The sequence below is a fragment of the uncultured Roseovarius sp. genome (genome assembly GCF_947259555.1).
In the GTDB taxonomy this organism is placed as follows: Bacteria; Pseudomonadota; Alphaproteobacteria; order Rhodobacterales; family Rhodobacteraceae; genus Roseovarius.
This window is the reverse complement of sequence record NZ_CAMYMD010000035.1, coordinates 36,239-50,889: the sequence shown is the minus strand read 5'-3', so window position 1 is coordinate 50,889 and position 14,651 is coordinate 36,239. Positions and strand designations below refer to the sequence as shown.

The 14,651-nt window shown below is 61.4% G+C and carries 14 protein-coding genes and 1 tRNA gene; 12 read left to right on the top strand and 3 right to left on the bottom strand.

Annotated features, from left to right (window positions below; genetic code table 11):
- Nucleotides 1-8 precede the first annotated feature (8 nt).
- Together Q0X85_RS06410 and Q0X85_RS06405 are read right to left on the bottom strand one after the other, a co-directional pair.
- Entirely contained in the window at nt 9-656 is a 648-nt protein-coding gene (locus Q0X85_RS06410; protein WP_297770600.1) for a class I SAM-dependent methyltransferase, read from the bottom strand.
- 65 nt (nt 657-721) lie between these two features.
- Entirely contained in the window at nt 722-1,570 is an 849-nt protein-coding gene (locus Q0X85_RS06405) for a 3-methyl-2-oxobutanoate hydroxymethyltransferase (RefSeq protein WP_297770535.1), read from the bottom strand.
- A 58-nt stretch (nt 1,571-1,628) separates the two neighbouring features.
- On the opposite strand from Q0X85_RS06405, the gene Q0X85_RS06400 reads away from it, so the two are divergent.
- The 8 genes from Q0X85_RS06400 to Q0X85_RS06365 all read left to right on the top strand — a co-directional run bounded on the left by Q0X85_RS06400 (nt 1,629) and on the right by Q0X85_RS06365 (nt 7,964).
- Nucleotides 1,629-2,015, top strand: a complete 387-nt coding sequence (locus tag Q0X85_RS06400; protein WP_366129462.1) for a hypothetical protein — start codon at nt 1,629-1,631, stop codon at nt 2,013-2,015.
- 446 nt (nt 2,016-2,461) lie between these two features.
- Nucleotides 2,462-2,653 carry a periplasmic nitrate reductase, NapE protein gene (napE, locus tag Q0X85_RS06395; protein ID WP_297770532.1) on the top strand — a complete coding sequence of 64 codons (192 nt, stop codon included), beginning with the start codon at nt 2,462-2,464 and terminating at the stop codon, nt 2,651-2,653.
- A 6-nt stretch (nt 2,654-2,659) separates the two neighbouring features.
- Nucleotides 2,660-3,151: a 4Fe-4S dicluster domain-containing protein gene (locus Q0X85_RS06390; RefSeq protein WP_297770530.1), complete on the top strand. Its 492-nt coding sequence runs from the start codon at nt 2,660-2,662 to the stop codon at nt 3,149-3,151.
- A complete protein-coding gene (locus Q0X85_RS06385) occupies nt 3,144-3,413 on the top strand; it encodes a chaperone NapD (protein ID WP_297770528.1) in 270 nt (89 codons plus the stop codon). Before Q0X85_RS06390 ends, Q0X85_RS06385 begins: the two co-directional genes overlap by 8 nt.
- On the top strand, nt 3,398-5,905 hold the full coding sequence (gene napA / locus Q0X85_RS06380) for a periplasmic nitrate reductase subunit alpha (protein ID WP_297770525.1): 2,508 nt from the start codon (nt 3,398-3,400) through the stop codon (nt 5,903-5,905). The genes Q0X85_RS06385 and napA overlap by 16 nt, the downstream gene beginning before the upstream one ends.
- On the top strand, nt 5,905-6,363 hold the full coding sequence (locus Q0X85_RS06375) for a nitrate reductase cytochrome c-type subunit (RefSeq protein ID WP_297770523.1): 459 nt from the start codon (nt 5,905-5,907) through the stop codon (nt 6,361-6,363). The genes napA and Q0X85_RS06375 overlap by 1 nt, the downstream gene beginning before the upstream one ends.
- Nucleotide 6,364: 1 nt before the next feature.
- Nucleotides 6,365-7,054 (top strand): NapC/NirT family cytochrome c, encoded by a 690-nt coding sequence (locus Q0X85_RS06370; RefSeq protein WP_297770520.1) that lies wholly within the window; start codon nt 6,365-6,367, stop codon nt 7,052-7,054.
- A gap of 586 nt (nt 7,055-7,640) precedes the next feature.
- A complete protein-coding gene (locus Q0X85_RS06365; protein WP_297770517.1) occupies nt 7,641-7,964 on the top strand; it encodes a hypothetical protein in 324 nt (107 codons plus the stop codon).
- Nucleotides 7,965-8,042: 78 nt separating this feature from the next.
- On the opposite strand, the gene Q0X85_RS06360 is transcribed toward Q0X85_RS06365, so the two are convergent.
- Nucleotides 8,043-8,118, bottom strand: a tRNA-Lys gene (locus Q0X85_RS06360).
- Between the two features lie 108 nt (nt 8,119-8,226).
- On the opposite strand from Q0X85_RS06360, the gene dapF reads away from it, so the two are divergent.
- From dapF to Q0X85_RS06340, 4 genes are all read left to right on the top strand, one after another.
- Nucleotides 8,227-9,060 (top strand): diaminopimelate epimerase, encoded by an 834-nt coding sequence (gene dapF, locus Q0X85_RS06355; protein WP_297770515.1) that lies wholly within the window; start codon nt 8,227-8,229, stop codon nt 9,058-9,060.
- Nucleotides 9,057-10,316 (top strand): tRNA (N(6)-L-threonylcarbamoyladenosine(37)-C(2))-methylthiotransferase MtaB, encoded by a 1,260-nt coding sequence (mtaB, locus tag Q0X85_RS06350; protein ID WP_297770513.1) that lies wholly within the window; start codon nt 9,057-9,059, stop codon nt 10,314-10,316. Before dapF ends, mtaB begins: the two co-directional genes overlap by 4 nt.
- A gap of 200 nt (nt 10,317-10,516) precedes the next feature.
- Nucleotides 10,517-11,695: an aminotransferase class I/II-fold pyridoxal phosphate-dependent enzyme gene (locus Q0X85_RS06345; protein WP_297770598.1), complete on the top strand. Its 1,179-nt coding sequence runs from the start codon at nt 10,517-10,519 to the stop codon at nt 11,693-11,695.
- 18 nt (nt 11,696-11,713) lie between these two features.
- Nucleotides 11,714-14,623, top strand: coding sequence for a DNA translocase FtsK 4TM domain-containing protein (locus tag Q0X85_RS06340; protein ID WP_297770511.1), 2,910 nt, complete (start codon nt 11,714-11,716; stop codon nt 14,621-14,623).
- Nucleotides 14,624-14,651: the final 28 nt, after the last annotated feature.

Below are 14,651 nucleotides of genomic sequence, written 5' to 3'. Positions count from 1 at the left end.
GCGGGCTCTTATGGCAGTTTCCGAAACACCTGCCCCACAATCGGCCAGGCTACAGTGATCTGCGCGTGGCCCAACTGCCGTAGTCTCAGGCGCGTGGCCGCCAGAACCTCGGCGCAGTCTCGCTGCCCCGCCTTATACGCACTCCACCCCCGAAAGAGCACGACCAAGGCCTCTACCGTCACCGTCTTGCGCATCGCGGCCTTGGGCAGCGCGAGGGCCTCGCCTTCAAACTTCAGCCCGTTGTAGCCAGACACCACCCAGCCCCGTTCTGCTTCCCAGAATGGTTTCACCGCCGCGAGGAAATCGTCGCAAGCCGTCCTGACATCCACGGGCAAGACCATCTCGCCCCAGGCGAGCGCGGCAAATATTCCGCCCGGACTCAGCACGCGACGCGCTTCGGTGAGATGCCCTGCCAGATCGAAATGATGCAGCGCTTGCATGGATACGACCATATCAACACTATCTGACGGCAGAGGAAGATTTTCTGCCCGACATTTGACATATCCGATGGGCCCATCCACCGCCACGGGATAGGCGGATTTCGGGGGGCAAGCGTCCGTCGCAATGGCGAGGTTGAAATGCTCTGCCATGAAATAGCTGACTTCAGCTTCCCCTGCGCCGCACTCCACACAGACGCACCGTTGTCGTGGCAACATGGCAAGCCAGCGCATCAGATGCGCTGGCTCCAGAGCTGTTTTGACAGCGGTACGGGGCATGGGCCTCAGCCGACCAGCGACATGAACTTCTCATGTTCTCCGTCCAGCATGGTGTGCGACAGGTCAGGATTGGGAAACTGCCCGCCTTTGGCCGCGTTGAAATAGGCGGCATAGGCCCTTTGCATCTCGCCCCAGACATCGCCGTAAACTTCGCGCTTTGGCGGAATCGGAAAGACGGAGCAGCCGATAATGTCGCTCGACACATGAAAGATGCCATGCGCATAGGGGCCCGATCCAAGGCTGGCTACAGCAACCGGCAGGTTCTCATAGCACCATTTCGTCAACTCGACCGAGGTATGTTCGAACAAGGCGGCAAAGATGCCCGCATCGATCGAGGCGCGGACCAGTTTGATGATCGTCGCCGCTTCCTCTGCCGTCCGCCCCGCCGGGCTATGGCCCGAGTTCATCACGGCCCGTTCTCCCTGAACCCCGAAATGGCCCACAACGGGTATCCCCGCATCGACGATGGCGCGAATATGCGGAACCGTGCCAAGCGATGGCTCGATATGGACGCCATCGGCCCCCAGCTTGACCACTTTCGCGGCGTTGCGCACGGATTCTTCGATGGAAATACTGGCCGTTGTATTGGGCATATTGCAAATGATGAACGGGGAAGACGCACCGCGCAGCACGCCCTCCAGCATGTAAAGCTGCTCTTCAAAGTCCACTGTGGCCATCGACTTGTGCCCCATCAGACCCATCGGGCCGGGGCTGCCACAGCAGAGCAGGTCCATGCCAAGTTCCTCGGCCATCATGGCGGTAGGTGTGTCGTGACACTCCATGCCGATGATGCGCTCTCCCTTTTGCACCTTCTCCGCCAGATGTTTCAGGCGGGTCTTTCTGCGTTTTGCCATTTTGGTTTCCTCCCTATGGTCGGCGTTGGCGCCGCGACTCTGAGTTTATCTACCATTCATGTTAGATATCAACCAAAATCAACCCGCGACCCAAACGGGCTGGCCGGTGCCCGATTCCCGGTTGATGATGCCGCGTCCATCGCTCAACGCCACCCATGGCAAGTTTGAAATCAATCTTGCCCGGATCGTGCAACTTGACCCGGATCGTGCAAATGGACATCAACTCTCTCATGATCACTCACAACGCGACCCACCAGGTAAGCGTCCTGCGCCCCGCTGGATGGAGGTTGTCGTGCCCGCCTTCCTGCCTGGGCTTCCGGCACTCTGCGTCCCAGCTGGCCTCGGCACCTCCGGCACGCCCATGGGGCTGCAACTGATCGGGCGTCGTGGCCAGCCCCTGTCTTGCACCTCAGGCGACATTGTGAGGCCGACCTCACCTGACTAGCCCGAGCCCCGGCATTCTGAGCTGCGCATTCACTTGCTCATGCCATCACCGATCACACCTTGCCGCGTCGGTTAACGCGCATGTGTTTTAAGTCAATGAAATAACTGCGTTTATAACATTGACGCAATGCAATTGAAACTCATCACACCGCACAAGAAAGCCTCGGTAGGTTACGGCGGTTACGCCCTCCCGCAATCAAACCTAACAACAATATCAGACACTTGAATGCCTAGTAAAACACTGGGGAATTAGACGTGCAAAAACGAGTCAACGCCACCTCAACGTTTGACGAGTCGCATAACAAAAATCCAATGAAGTCACGCCGGTGGCGCCCGCGTTTTCGTGCTGCGGGCACTCAAGGGTTGAATTTTTGATCACGCTTTTGTTACTTTCAAACTCAGGCTGCAGAATTGAACTAAACCAAATATGCAGCCGGGAAGGAAGCGATGTCTGATCGACAAGCAACCGAACCTGGTTCCACGCCGCACGCGCCACGGCGACGAAGGGAACTGACCTACTTCCTGATTCTGGCTTTCGGTATCTGGCCCGTCGTGGCCGTCGGCGCCGTCGGCGGCTATGGCTTTTTGGTGTGGATGTATCAGCTCGTGTCCGGGCCACCGGGTCCAGCGGGGCACTGAAAGGGCATGTCGACACAGGCCACCATTTCCCGACGTGATCTGCTCCGTGGCAGCCCCCGCCCCGAGCCCTTCCGGCCCCGGCCGCCCGGCGTGTCGCGGCAGTCGCTGTCGGCCTGCACCGCATGCGCCATGTGCGTTGATGCCTGTCCCGAAGGCATTCTTCACATTGCCAACGGCAGCGTTGTGCTGAACCCCGAGGCCGGGGAATGTACCTTTTGTGGCGAATGCGCCGCTGCCTGTCCGGAGGATGTCTTTGCCGACGATAGGAACATGGCACATGTGATGCGGATTTCCGACGATTGCCTGGCAAAGGCCGGGATTGCCTGCATGACCTGCCGCGACGTCTGCCCCGAAACCGCCATCGCGATGCGTCCAAGAATCGGTGGACCTTTCCTGCCTGAGTTGGACGCCACATCCTGCACCGGCTGCGCCGCCTGCTCGGCGGCCTGCCCGGCGGATGCAATCCATGCTGTCGAAAGGAAGCCCGAAAATGTCTGAGCCGCGCTGGCATGTCTCATCCGCCGTCGTGACCGTCGCCGAAGGCGCATCGCAAGAGGTGCGCCGAAGTGTCGAGACACTCGATGGGGTGGAGGTACATGGCGGCGACGACACGCGCCTGATCGTGACAATAGAAGGAACGAGTACCGGACAGCTTGGTGACAGGCTGACCGAGATCAACCTGATGGACGGCGTTCTGGCGGCCAACATGGTCTTCGAACACGCCGAAGAACCGGAGGAGACCACATGCCACTCGACCTGACCCGACGCCAGCTTCTCAAGGCTCACGCCGCCGCACTCGCGGCCTCTGCAGCGGGCCTGTCCCAAGAGGCGCTTGCTCAGCCGGTTCCCGGCGGTGTCGACGCGCTCAAGATAAACTGGTCAAAGGCGCCCTGCCGGTTCTGCGGCACCGGCTGTGGGGTCATGGTTGGCGTGAAGGAAGGCAAGGTCGTCGCCACGCATGGGGACATGCAGCACGAGGTGAATCGGGGCCTGAACTGCGTGAAGGGCTACTTCCTGTCCAAGATCATGTACGGCGAGGACCGCCTGACGACACCGCTGATGCGGAAATCGGGCGGTGAATACGACAAGAATGGTGAATTTGAGCCGGTCAGCTGGGACGAGGCGTTCGATGTCATGGCGGCGCGGGTCAAGAAACAGCTCGCCGAGAAAGGGCCGGAGAGCATCGGCATGTTCGGTTCCGGCCAGTGGACGGTGATGGAGGGCTATGCCGCCTCCAAGCTCATGAGGGCCGGTTTCCGCTCGAACAACCTCGACCCGAACGCACGGCACTGCATGGCGTCGGCAGCGGTCGCCTTCATGCGGACCTTCGGCATTGATGAGCCGATGGGGTGCTACGACGATTTTGAACATGCCGACGCCTTTGTGCTGTGGGGGTCGAACATGGCAGAAATGCACCCGATCCTCTGGTCCCGGCTGGCCGACCGCAGGCTGGGTACGCCGGGCGTGAAATGCGCGGTGCTCTCGACCTTCACCCACCGTTCGATGGACCTTGCCGACATTCCGATGGTGTTCAAGCCGGGCACCGATCTGGCAATCCTCAACTACATCGCCAACCACATCATCCAGACCGGGCGGGTGAATGAGGAATTCGTCTCGAAACACACGACCTTCATGACGGGCGAGACGGATATCGGCTATGGTCTGCGCGACGACCACCCGTTGCAACTGGCAGCCGAGGGCGCGGGCAATGCCGGTCTGATGGAGCCGTCCGATTTCGAGGCGTTCAAGGCGCATGTCGCCGAGTATACGCTGGAATATGTCAGCGAGCTTTCGGGGGTGGAGCCGGGGTTTCTCGAAGAGCTCGCAGAGCTCTATGCCGACCCGGACACCAAGGTGATGTCGCTCTGGACGATGGGGTTCAACCAGCATGTGCGCGGGGTCTGGGCCAATCAGATGGTCTACAACATCCATCTGCTGACGGGTAAGATCTCAGAGCCCGGCAACTCGCCCTTTTCGCTGACCGGCCAGCCCTCGGCCTGCGGCACGGCGCGGGAGGTGGGCACGTTTGCGCATCGGCTTCCGGCGGACATGGTTGTCACAAATCCCGACCATGTGAAACATACCGAAGAAATCTGGAAGGTGCCGCATGGCCTGTTGAACACCAAGCCCGGGTTCCACGCGGTTCAGCAGGATCGCATGCTCAAGGACGGGGTGCTCAATTTCTACTGGATACAGGTGAACAACAACCTGCAGGCCGCGCCCAATTCTGAGAACGAGACCTATCAGGGCTATCGCAACCCCGACAACATGATCGTGGTCTCCGACGCCTATCCGACTGTGACGGCGATGGCGGCCGATATCATCCTGCCCGCCGCCATGTGGGTGGAGAAGGAGGGCGTCTACGGCAATGCCGAGCGGCGCACCCACGCCTGGCACCAACTGGTCGATGCGCCGGGCGAGGCGCGGTCGGATCTGTGGCAACTGGCCGAGTTTTCCAAACGCTTTACCACGGATGAAGTCTGGCCCGAAGATATCCTGAATGACAATCCGGACTATCGCGGCAAGACAATCTTCGATGTGGTCTTCGCAAACGGCCAGGTCGACGCCTATCCGCTCGACGACATGCCCGAGGACTACGCCAACCACGAAGCGCAGGATTTCGGCTTCTACATCCAAAAGGGCCTGTTCGAGGAATACGCCGCCTTCGGGCGCGGGCACGGGCACGACCTGGCCCCGTATGACACCTATCAGAGCGACACGGTGCGCGGCCTGCGCTGGCCCGTCGTCGACGGCGAGGAAACGAAATGGCGGTTCCGCGAGGGCTATGACCCTTACGTGAGCGAAGGGGCTGGTGTGGAATTCTACGGCAAGCCCGACGGCCGCGCGGTGATCCTGGCGGTGCCCTACGAGCCCCCCGCCGAAAGCCCTGATGACGAGTTCGACATGTGGCTGGTCACCGGCCGTGTGCTGGAACACTGGCATTCGGGATCGATGACCATGCGGGTGCCGGAACTCTACAAGGCCTTTCCCGGCGCCAAGGTTTTCATGAACGCCATTGATGCGCGCGAGCGGGGCCTCAATCAGGGCATGGAGGTGCGCGTGATGTCGCGCCGTGGCGAAATCCGAAGTCGCGTCGAAACCCGAGGCCGCAACCGGATGCCGTCGGGGGTAATTTTCGTGCCGTGGTTCGATGCCAGCCAGTTGATCAACAAGGTGACGTTGGACGCTACGGACCCGATATCAAAACAGACCGATTTCAAGAAATGCGCCGTGCGCGTGGAGCCGGTATGATGATGCAGTTTCGCCTGATCGCCGTTTTCACCGCCTGCCTCGTCGGCAGTTTCGTCTTCGCACAAAACGTGCCGGAACTGTCAGGGCCGTCCCCCGATCCGATGGAATCGATCCCGGCCGAGCCGCTGGAGCAATTTGTCACCGACGATGTCCGCCAAATGCGCGCCTATCCCGAACAGCCGCCGGTGATCCCCCATTCGATTGAAGGGTATCAGCTTTCGGTCAATGCCAACCGCTGCATGTCATGCCACAGGCGCGAACATACCCAAGGCTCGGGTGCGCCGATGATCTCGATCACCCACTACATGACCCGCGAGGGGCAGATGCTCGCCGATGTATCGCCCCGCCGGTATTTCTGTACCCAGTGCCACGTGTCGCAGGCCGACACGGCACCGCTAATTGACAACACGTTTACCGACATGTCCGAAATGGGTGCCACCGGCGCCGGGGGCAACTGACATGCGCTGGATTCTCAAGCCTTTCCGCTGGTTCTGGCGGGTCCTGTGGACACCGGCTGGAACGCTCGGGCTGGGGTTCCTGACCTTGGGCGGGTTCGTCGGCGGTGTGGTCTTCTGGGGTGCCTTCAACACGGCACTGGAATACACCAACACCGAGAAATTCTGCATTTCGTGCCACGAGATGGAGGCCAACGTCTACGAGGAGTTGTCGCGCACCGTGCACTTCTCCAATCGGTCGGGCGTGCGCGCCGGGTGTCCAGACTGCCACGTCCCGCATGAGTGGACGGACAAGATCGCCCGCAAGATGCAGGCCTCGAAGGAAGTCTGGGGCCACATATTCGGCACGATCAGCACGCGCGAAAAGTTCCTCGATCACCGACTTGTAATGGCCAAGCGGGAATGGGGGCGGCTGCAGGCCAATGACAGTCTGGAATGCCGCAACTGTCATACCGAAACCGCGATGGATCTTAGCCGCCAGTCTCCACGCGCAGCGGAGATCCACTCGGAGTACCTGCTGTCGGGAGAGAGAACCTGCATCAACTGCCACAAGGGGATCGCTCACGAACTGCCTGACATGACAGGCATCGAGCCGGGGTGGACAGTCCCCGAGGAGCTTCAGGGCGAAAAGCAGCCCGGCCTTGACGATGGCGCGGAAGTTCAGAGTTACCTGACTGATACCGCATCCGAGTAATTGGGGGTCGAAGTTCTACGCGTTTGAGTGGAGGCGAACATGTCGCCACAATGTCTTACGTCATCCGCGACGGCGCCCGCAGCGCATGCGCCGTCGGGTCGCTTCCAGCACGCTTTGGCATGCCTCTTCTGACCGAAGAGGCTTTTGGGAACCAGCGCTTTTGGAATCCAGTGCCCGTGTCTCTCTGGAACTGCACCGATAAGGTTTCGAGGTCCGCTTTGGTGATACTGCACTGCAGCATTCCCTCCATAGCGCTGTGACCGGTTTGGGCCGAGCCCGGCGCTACATCACGCACGTTGGCACTGACTCTGCAAAGCCCGGTTCCTGCGCACAACTTCCTGTCGCCCTGTCGCGCGGCATTCTCCGAATGCTGTCACTCAGCTCTGGCCCAAGTGGGTCAATTTCGCATGCCGACTCACATGCGGGTGGGAGTCACTGGATCAGCCAAAGGTGCGTCTCGGGACGTGGCATTATCTTATTGTTCGCTACACGTTCGATGAATTTTCGCCAATCCCTGACGTGAAGGAAAATACCAAGCATGGCTACCTGCAGCGGCTTGCGAAATTGGAAAGCGCGATCGGGCCCCATGCCGATCCAGGATCTGGACTATGAACAAATCAAACGCATACAGAAAGCAAGTGAAGAGAAGAGCCGTTCGACCTCATACATTCACCGTTTGTTCAACACGCTCAGGCGTGTCGCGCGCTACGGCACGGCACTGCAGATCCCAAACAACATCTGGATGATGTATATACGTGCAGGAGCGGTCACTGTAGCCAAAAGTCTTGGCGTCGATCCCTATGCGCTTCGAGATGCGGCGGAGCATACAAGTGTGTCAACGACAAACCACTCCTTGAGGAACCGCAGCGAGGGCGCGAACCGGATTGTCCAGTTTCGACGGAATCGTTAGTTGGATCGGATCAAGAACACTGTCGATCCAAAACGATCTAACACTGCACCGGTGCAATCGCTAAGTCTTTGAAAACAGTGGTGAGCCGTGCAGGATTCGAACCTGCGACCCACTGATTAAAAGTCAGTTGCTCTACCAACTGAGCTAACGGCCCACTAGGGGCGGTATCTAGAAACACGCGGGCAGGCGGTCAACCCCGAAAGTGCAAGATATTTCCGCAAGCCGCTGGATTCGTCTTGGCGCCGGGTTTATATGCGCGGGCATGGATCAGACTGACACAAACGGATTGCCCTTTTTCAAGATGCACGGGCTGGGAAACGATTTTGTCGTGCTCGACGGGCGCGCCCGTGATCCGGGTCTGACGGCGGGCCTGATCGCGGTGATTGCGGACCGGCATCGTGGCCTCGGATTCGATCAATTGGCGGTGATTGGCAAAGGTGCGGGCGATGCGCATCTGACCTTCTACAATGCGGATGGGTCGCGCTCTGCCGCCTGCGGCAATGCCACGCGATGTATTGCCCGGCACCTGATGCGAGAGACCGGCAAGACGCGCCTGGAACTCAGTACCGAGCGCGGCGCGTTGGTCGCGGTGGATGCGGGTGACGGATTGACATCCGTCAACATGGGGCAGCCACAGCTGGACTGGTCGCAGATCCCGTTGAGCGAGGAGATCGAGACGCTCGAGCTGCCGATCGAGGGCGGGCCTGTCGCCACGGGCATGGGCAATCCGCATTGTACGTTTTTCGTGGCCGATGCCGAGGCCGTGCCGCTGGAGCAATTCGGACCGCGCTACGAGCATCACCCGCTCTTTCCCGAGCGCACCAATGTGCAGGTCGCGACGATCGTCGGCCCGGACCATATCCGCATGCGGGTCTGGGAGCGGGGCGTTGGTGTGACGCTGGCGTCAGGGTCCTCGTCCTGCGCCACGGTCGTGGCTGCGGCGCGTCGCGGGCTGACCGGGCGCGCGGTCCGTATCGCGCTTGATGGCGGCACGATCGAGGTAGACTGGCGCGAGGATGGCGTTTGGATGACCGGTGCGACGATGCATGTGGCAAGCGGCACGCTCACCCCCGAATTTCTGGCGGCCGCGCGATGACCGAGGCCCCGAAGTTCACCACGTTGGGATGTCGCCTCAACGCATATGAGACCGAGGCGATGAAGGCGCTGAGTGCGGAGGCTGGCGTGGGCAACGCGGTCGTCGTGAATACCTGCGCCGTAACGGCCGAGGCGGTGCGCAAGGCACGGCAAGAGATAAGACGGCTCAGACGCGAGCACCCGGAGGCAAGGTTGATCGTCACCGGATGTGCCGCGCAGACAGAGCCCGAAACCTTTGCCGGTATGGCCGAGGTGGATGCCGTCATCGGCAACACCGAGAAAATGAACCCCGAGACTTGGGGCCGCCTCGCGGCTGATTTCATCGGGCAGACCGAGCGCGTGTCGGTCGATGACATCATGTCGGTGCGGGAAACGGCGGGGCACCTGATCGACGGCTTCGGCACCCGCTCGCGGGCCTATGTGCAGGTGCAGAACGGGTGCGATCATCGTTGCACCTTTTGCATCATCCCATATGGGCGCGGCAATTCGCGATCGGTGCCTGCCGGGGTTGTGGTGGATCAGATCAAGCGGCTGGTCGGCGCGGGCTACAACGAGGTCGTGCTGACGGGTGTGGATCTGACAAGCTGGGGCGCTGATTTGCCAGCAACACCCAAGCTGGGCGACCTTGTCATGCGCATTTTGCGGCTGGTCCCGGACCTGCCACGCTTGAGGATCAGTTCCATCGATTCCATCGAGGTGGACGAGAATCTCATGCAAGCCATCGCCACCGAGCCGCGACTGATGCCGCATCTGCATCTGAGCCTTCAGCATGGTGACGATCTCATTCTCAAGCGGATGAAGCGGCGGCACCTGCGCGACGATGCGATCCGGTTCGCCGAAGAGGCGCGCCGGTTGCGCCCCGAGATGACATTCGGGGCCGACATCATTGCCGGATTTCCGACCGAGACCGAGGCGGCCTTCGAGAACTCGCTGCGGCTGGTCGAAGAGTGTCAGCTGACATGGCTGCACGTCTTTCCCTACAGCCCCCGGCGCGGGACGCCCGCTGCACGTATGCCACAGGTCAAGGGGCCGGTGATCAAGGACCGCGCCGCGCGGTTGCGTGCCGCCGGTGCGGCGCGGGTGGCCGCGCATCTGCAAGCGCAACGGGGCCGCAGCCACAAGGTGCTGATGGAAGCGCCACGCATGGGCCGCACCGAACAATTCACCGAAGTCGTGTTTGACAGCGATCAGACCGAGGGTCAGATCGTGACCGCAACCGTCAGCGGATGGCGCAGCGGTCAACTGACAGCGGCCTGAAAACGGCCTTGCATGGGGTGCGCAGGCAGCAGGCTGTGGTGCCGTGAGTATTTTGGGAACGGTGAATGAAGTCTGTCCGTCTTGCCAAAAATGCCACATTCCCGGGCTTGTCCCGTTGGTTTCTCTGGACCTGACGCCGGGGCTTGGGTAGTTTCAAGAAAACGGGGCGTCAACGATCCCGAACCTTGAGGCAGTACCAGATGTTTCCCGAGCGGTTTTCGAACCTTCCGGCCTATGCGTTTCCGCGCCTGCGGAGCTTGCTTGATGCCCATGCGCCCGGCGGTGATGTCGTGCACATGACCATTGGCGAGCCGAAGCATGAATTCCCGCGCTGGATAAGCGATATCATCGCGCAGAACGCGGATGGCTTTGGAAATTATCCCGTCAATGAGGGCATGCCCGCTTTGTTGGAGGCCGCCACGAACTGGGTCGGGCGGCGCTATGGGGTGAGGCTCGACCCCGCTCGTCATGTGTTGGCGCTCAATGGCACGCGCGAGGGGCTCTACAATGCGATGATGGCGCTCTGCCCCGAGACCAAGGGCGGGCGAAAGCCTGTCGTTCTGGCGCCAAACCCGTTCTATCAGGTCTACATGGTGGCGGCGCTCAGCGTCGGTGCCGAACCGGTGTTCCTGAATGCCACCCATGAGACCGGGTTTCTGCCGGACTTCTCCAATTTGTCCGAGGACATTTTGAACCGGGTCACCGTCGCCTATCTGTGCTCTCCGTCCAATCCTCAGGGTGCGGTGGCGAGCCGCGACTACTGGGCAGACCTGATTTCACTTGCGGAAAAATACGATTTCAGGGTGTTTGCCGATGAGTGCTATTCGGAAATATATCGCGATGCACCGCCGGTCGGCGTGCTGGAGGTGGCACAGGACATGGGGGCCGACCCAGAGCGGATTGTCGCGTTTCACAGCCTCTCGAAGAGGTCGAACCTGCCGGGCTTGCGTAGCGGCTTTGTCGCGTCCGGGCCGGAGAATATCGCGCATATGAAACAGTTGCGCAATTATGCCGGGAGCCCGCTGCCGATGCCCTTGCAGCATGCCGCTGCCAAGGTCTGGGCCGACGAGGCGCATGTCGTCGAAAATCGCCGTCAATACGCCGAGAAATATGAGCTTGCCGATGACATTCTTGGAAATTTGCCTGGCTATCGCAGCCCGGAGGCCGGGTTCTTTCTGTGGCTTCCGGTCAAGGATGGCGAGGCGGCGGCGCTCAGGCTCTGGCAGGAGACGGGCGTGCGGGTGTTACCCGGAGCCTACCTGAGCCAGACCGCAGGCGGTGTGAACCCCGGCGAGGGATATATCCGGGTCGCGATGGTGGCCCCGAAGAGCGAGACGGTGGCAGGCCTGATGCGGCTGCGCGACTGTCTCTTTGGATGATTGAGGACGAGGGAAGACATGGCATATCAGACGCGCGGGCGCGACCCTTTGCTTGACAGCGGCATGGCCGAGGCGATTGAGAAACGCGGCAAGGAATTGCTGGGTCTTCTGCTGATTGCCGTCGCGGCAATGACGGCGGCGATGGTGGTCTCCTATAGCCCGGACGATCCCAGCTGGATGTCGGCCACCGATGCGCCGGTGCAGAACTGGATGGGACGGCTTGGCGCGTCGGTCGCGGCGCCGCTCTTCATGATCATCGGTTGGGGGGCCTGGGGCATGGCCATCGTACCCGGCGTCTGGGGCGCGCGGCTGGCGCTGCACCGGGGCGAGGACCGCGCCACCAGCCGGCTCATCTTTGCACCGATCTGGCTTGCGGCTCTGGCGCTTTATGCCTCGTCGCTCGCGCCCGGTGATGACTGGGCGCGCATCCACAGCTTCGGTCTGGGTGGGCTTTTCGGAGATACTGTCCTTGGCGCACTTCTGGGTATCCTGCCTGTCGGGGCCACGATCGGCCTCAAACTCCTCTCGCTGGCGCTTGGAGCGGTGATGCTCGTCTTTGGGGCCTTCGTGCTTGGCTTCACGCGCGGCGAGCTGAACCGTATCGGGCGGTTTTTGCTGGTTGGCCTGATCATGAGCTATGCGTGGCTCATGCGCGGGATGGGCCGCGGTGCGGACGGGGCAGCCAAGGCGGGTCACGCCATGCAGGCGCGGCTTGCGGCGCGTCGTGAACGCAAAAACGAGGCGTCCCTGCCCGAGACCGCGCGCGCGGAACCTTCGATGCAGGCGGCCCGTGTGCGTCGCGGAGATGAAACACCTGAGCCGACGCCGTTGCCGCCAGAGGAGCCGCTGGCCGCTGACAAGCCGTCTGGTCTGCTGGCGCGCATGCCCCTGTTGATGCGCAAGCCCGAAACCATGCCCGAGCCGGAGCTTGTCGAGACCGACGCTTTTGACGGCGAGGCCGAGATGCCGGGTGACGACCGTATTCGTGCCAAGATTTCAGATGTCATCAAATCGCGGGTTCGCCAGAACCCGTCGGTGCGGGTCGAGTCGGTCGCACCTTTGACCAAGGGCCGAGGCCGAGGCCCCGACCCGTTGATTCTGGACACTGCGCCGCGTGGCACCCTGCCGCCGGAACCGCCGCTGACCGCGCGCCATGCCGCGCCACAACCTGCGCCGGAAACACAACCTGGGCCGATGATAGAACCACGGCAAGACGTTGAATATGGCATGGTGGCCCCTGAGCCTGAGGTCGCGGACTCGCAAACGCCGCCTGTCGCAAGCGCGCCGCGCATCCCCACGCCAGAGCCGCGCAAGGTGGTGCAGCACACACCGCGCAAGGCCCCGCAACCCTCGGCCCGCGCGATGGCCGAGGCGCAGCCTGCGTTGCAGTTCGATGTGCCCGCGCCGCCCGAATACGAGTTGCCGCCGCTCAGCCTGCTGGCCGACCCCGCAAATATCCAGCGCCACCATCTGAGCGATGATGCGCTCGAGGAAAATGCGCGCATGCTGGAAAATGTGCTCGATGATTACGGTGTCAAAGGCGAGATCGTCAGCGTGCGCCCCGGCCCCGTGGTGACAATGTACGAACTAGAGCCCGCGCCGGGCCTCAAGGCGTCCCGCGTGATCGGGTTGGCCGATGATATCGCGCGCTCGATGTCGGCGCTCTCGGCGCGCGTGTCGACCGTGCCGGGCCGCTCCGTGATCGGGATCGAGCTGCCCAATGACAACCGCGAGACCGTCGGCTTTCGTGAAATTCTGTCGAGCCGGTCTTATGGCGATGGCAATCAGAAATTGCCGCTGGCGCTGGGCAAGGATATCGGCGGCGAGCCGATGGTCGCCAATCTGGCGAAAATGCCCCACTTGCTGATCGCGGGCACCACCGGCTCGGGCAAGTCCGTGGCGATCAACACGATGATCCTGAGCCTTCTGTACAAGCTGACGCCGGATGAATGCCGCCTCATCATGATCGACCCCAAGATGCTGGAGCTGAGCGTCTATGACGGCATTCCGCATCTGCTGTCTCCGGTTGTGACCGACCCCAAGAAAGCCGTGGTCGCGCTCAAATGGGTGGTGGCCGAGATGGAAGACCGCTATCGCAAGATGTCCAAGATGGGCGTGCGCAACATCGACGGCTATAACGGCCGGGTCGACGAGGCCTTAAAGAAAGGCGAGATGTTCAGCCGAACGGTGCAGACCGGCTTTGACGACGACACCGGCGAGCCGGTGTTCGAGACCGAAGAGTTCGCACCCGAGAAGATGCCCTATATCGTCGTCATCGTCGACGAGATGGCCGACCTGATGATGGTGGCAGGCAAGGAAATCGAGGCCTGCATTCAACGTCTGGCGCAGATGGCGCGGGCGTCTGGCATTCACCTGATCATGGCCACACAGCGCCCCTCGGTCGACGTGATCACCGGCACGATCAAGGCGAACTTCCCGACGCGGATCAGCTTTCAGGTGACCTCCAAGATCGACAGCCGCACCATTCTGGGTGAGATGGGCGCCGAGCAGCTTCTGGGGATGGGTGACATGCTCTACATGGCGGGCGGCGGCAAGATCACCCGCTGTCATGGCCCGTTCGTGAGCGATGAGGAGGTGGAAGAAGTCGTCAACCACCTCAAGGGCTTTGGTCCGCCGGAATATGTCGGCAGCGTGTTGCAGGGGCCCGACGAGAACAAGGCCGACAGTATCGACGCGGTTCTGGGCCTGTCTACCGGCGGCAATACAGATGGCGAAGATGCGCTCTATGATCAGGCGGTCGGTATCGTCATCAAGGATCGCAAATGCTCGACCTCATATATTCAGCGCAAGCTGGCCATCGGCTACAACAAGGCGGCGCGGCTGGTTGAGCAGATGGAAGACGAGGGCGTGGTGAGCGCCTCGAACCATGTCGGCAAGCGCGAGGTGCTGGTGCCGGAGCCGCAATAGGCAGGGGCATCGGCGGCGCATCGCCATG

Excerpts from the sequence above, each read along its gene's own strand:
- Q0X85_RS06410 (WP_297770600.1), bottom strand. The coding sequence starts at position 656 with ATGTTGCCACGACAACGGTGCGTCTGTGTGGAGTGCGGCGCAGGGGAA.
- Q0X85_RS06405 (WP_297770535.1), bottom strand. The coding sequence starts at position 1,570 with ATGGCAAAACGCAGAAAGACCCGCCTGAAACATCTGGCGGAGAAGGTG.
- Q0X85_RS06400 (WP_366129462.1), top strand. The coding sequence starts at position 1,629 with ATGTTAGATATCAACCAAAATCAACCCGCGACCCAAACGGGCTGGCCG.
- napE (WP_297770532.1), top strand. The coding sequence starts at position 2,462 with ATGTCTGATCGACAAGCAACCGAACCTGGTTCCACGCCGCACGCGCCA.
- Q0X85_RS06390 (WP_297770530.1), top strand. The coding sequence starts at position 2,660 with ATGTCGACACAGGCCACCATTTCCCGACGTGATCTGCTCCGTGGCAGC.
- Q0X85_RS06385 (WP_297770528.1), top strand. The coding sequence starts at position 3,144 with ATGTCTGAGCCGCGCTGGCATGTCTCATCCGCCGTCGTGACCGTCGCC.
- napA (WP_297770525.1), top strand. The coding sequence starts at position 3,398 with ATGCCACTCGACCTGACCCGACGCCAGCTTCTCAAGGCTCACGCCGCC.
- Q0X85_RS06375 (WP_297770523.1), top strand. The coding sequence starts at position 5,905 with ATGATGCAGTTTCGCCTGATCGCCGTTTTCACCGCCTGCCTCGTCGGC.
- Q0X85_RS06370 (WP_297770520.1), top strand. The coding sequence starts at position 6,365 with ATGCGCTGGATTCTCAAGCCTTTCCGCTGGTTCTGGCGGGTCCTGTGG.
- Q0X85_RS06365 (WP_297770517.1), top strand. The coding sequence starts at position 7,641 with ATGCCGATCCAGGATCTGGACTATGAACAAATCAAACGCATACAGAAA.
- dapF (WP_297770515.1), top strand. The coding sequence starts at position 8,227 with ATGGATCAGACTGACACAAACGGATTGCCCTTTTTCAAGATGCACGGG.
- mtaB (WP_297770513.1), top strand. The coding sequence starts at position 9,057 with ATGACCGAGGCCCCGAAGTTCACCACGTTGGGATGTCGCCTCAACGCA.
- Q0X85_RS06345 (WP_297770598.1), top strand. The coding sequence starts at position 10,517 with ATGTTTCCCGAGCGGTTTTCGAACCTTCCGGCCTATGCGTTTCCGCGC.
- Q0X85_RS06340 (WP_297770511.1), top strand. The coding sequence starts at position 11,714 with ATGGCATATCAGACGCGCGGGCGCGACCCTTTGCTTGACAGCGGCATG.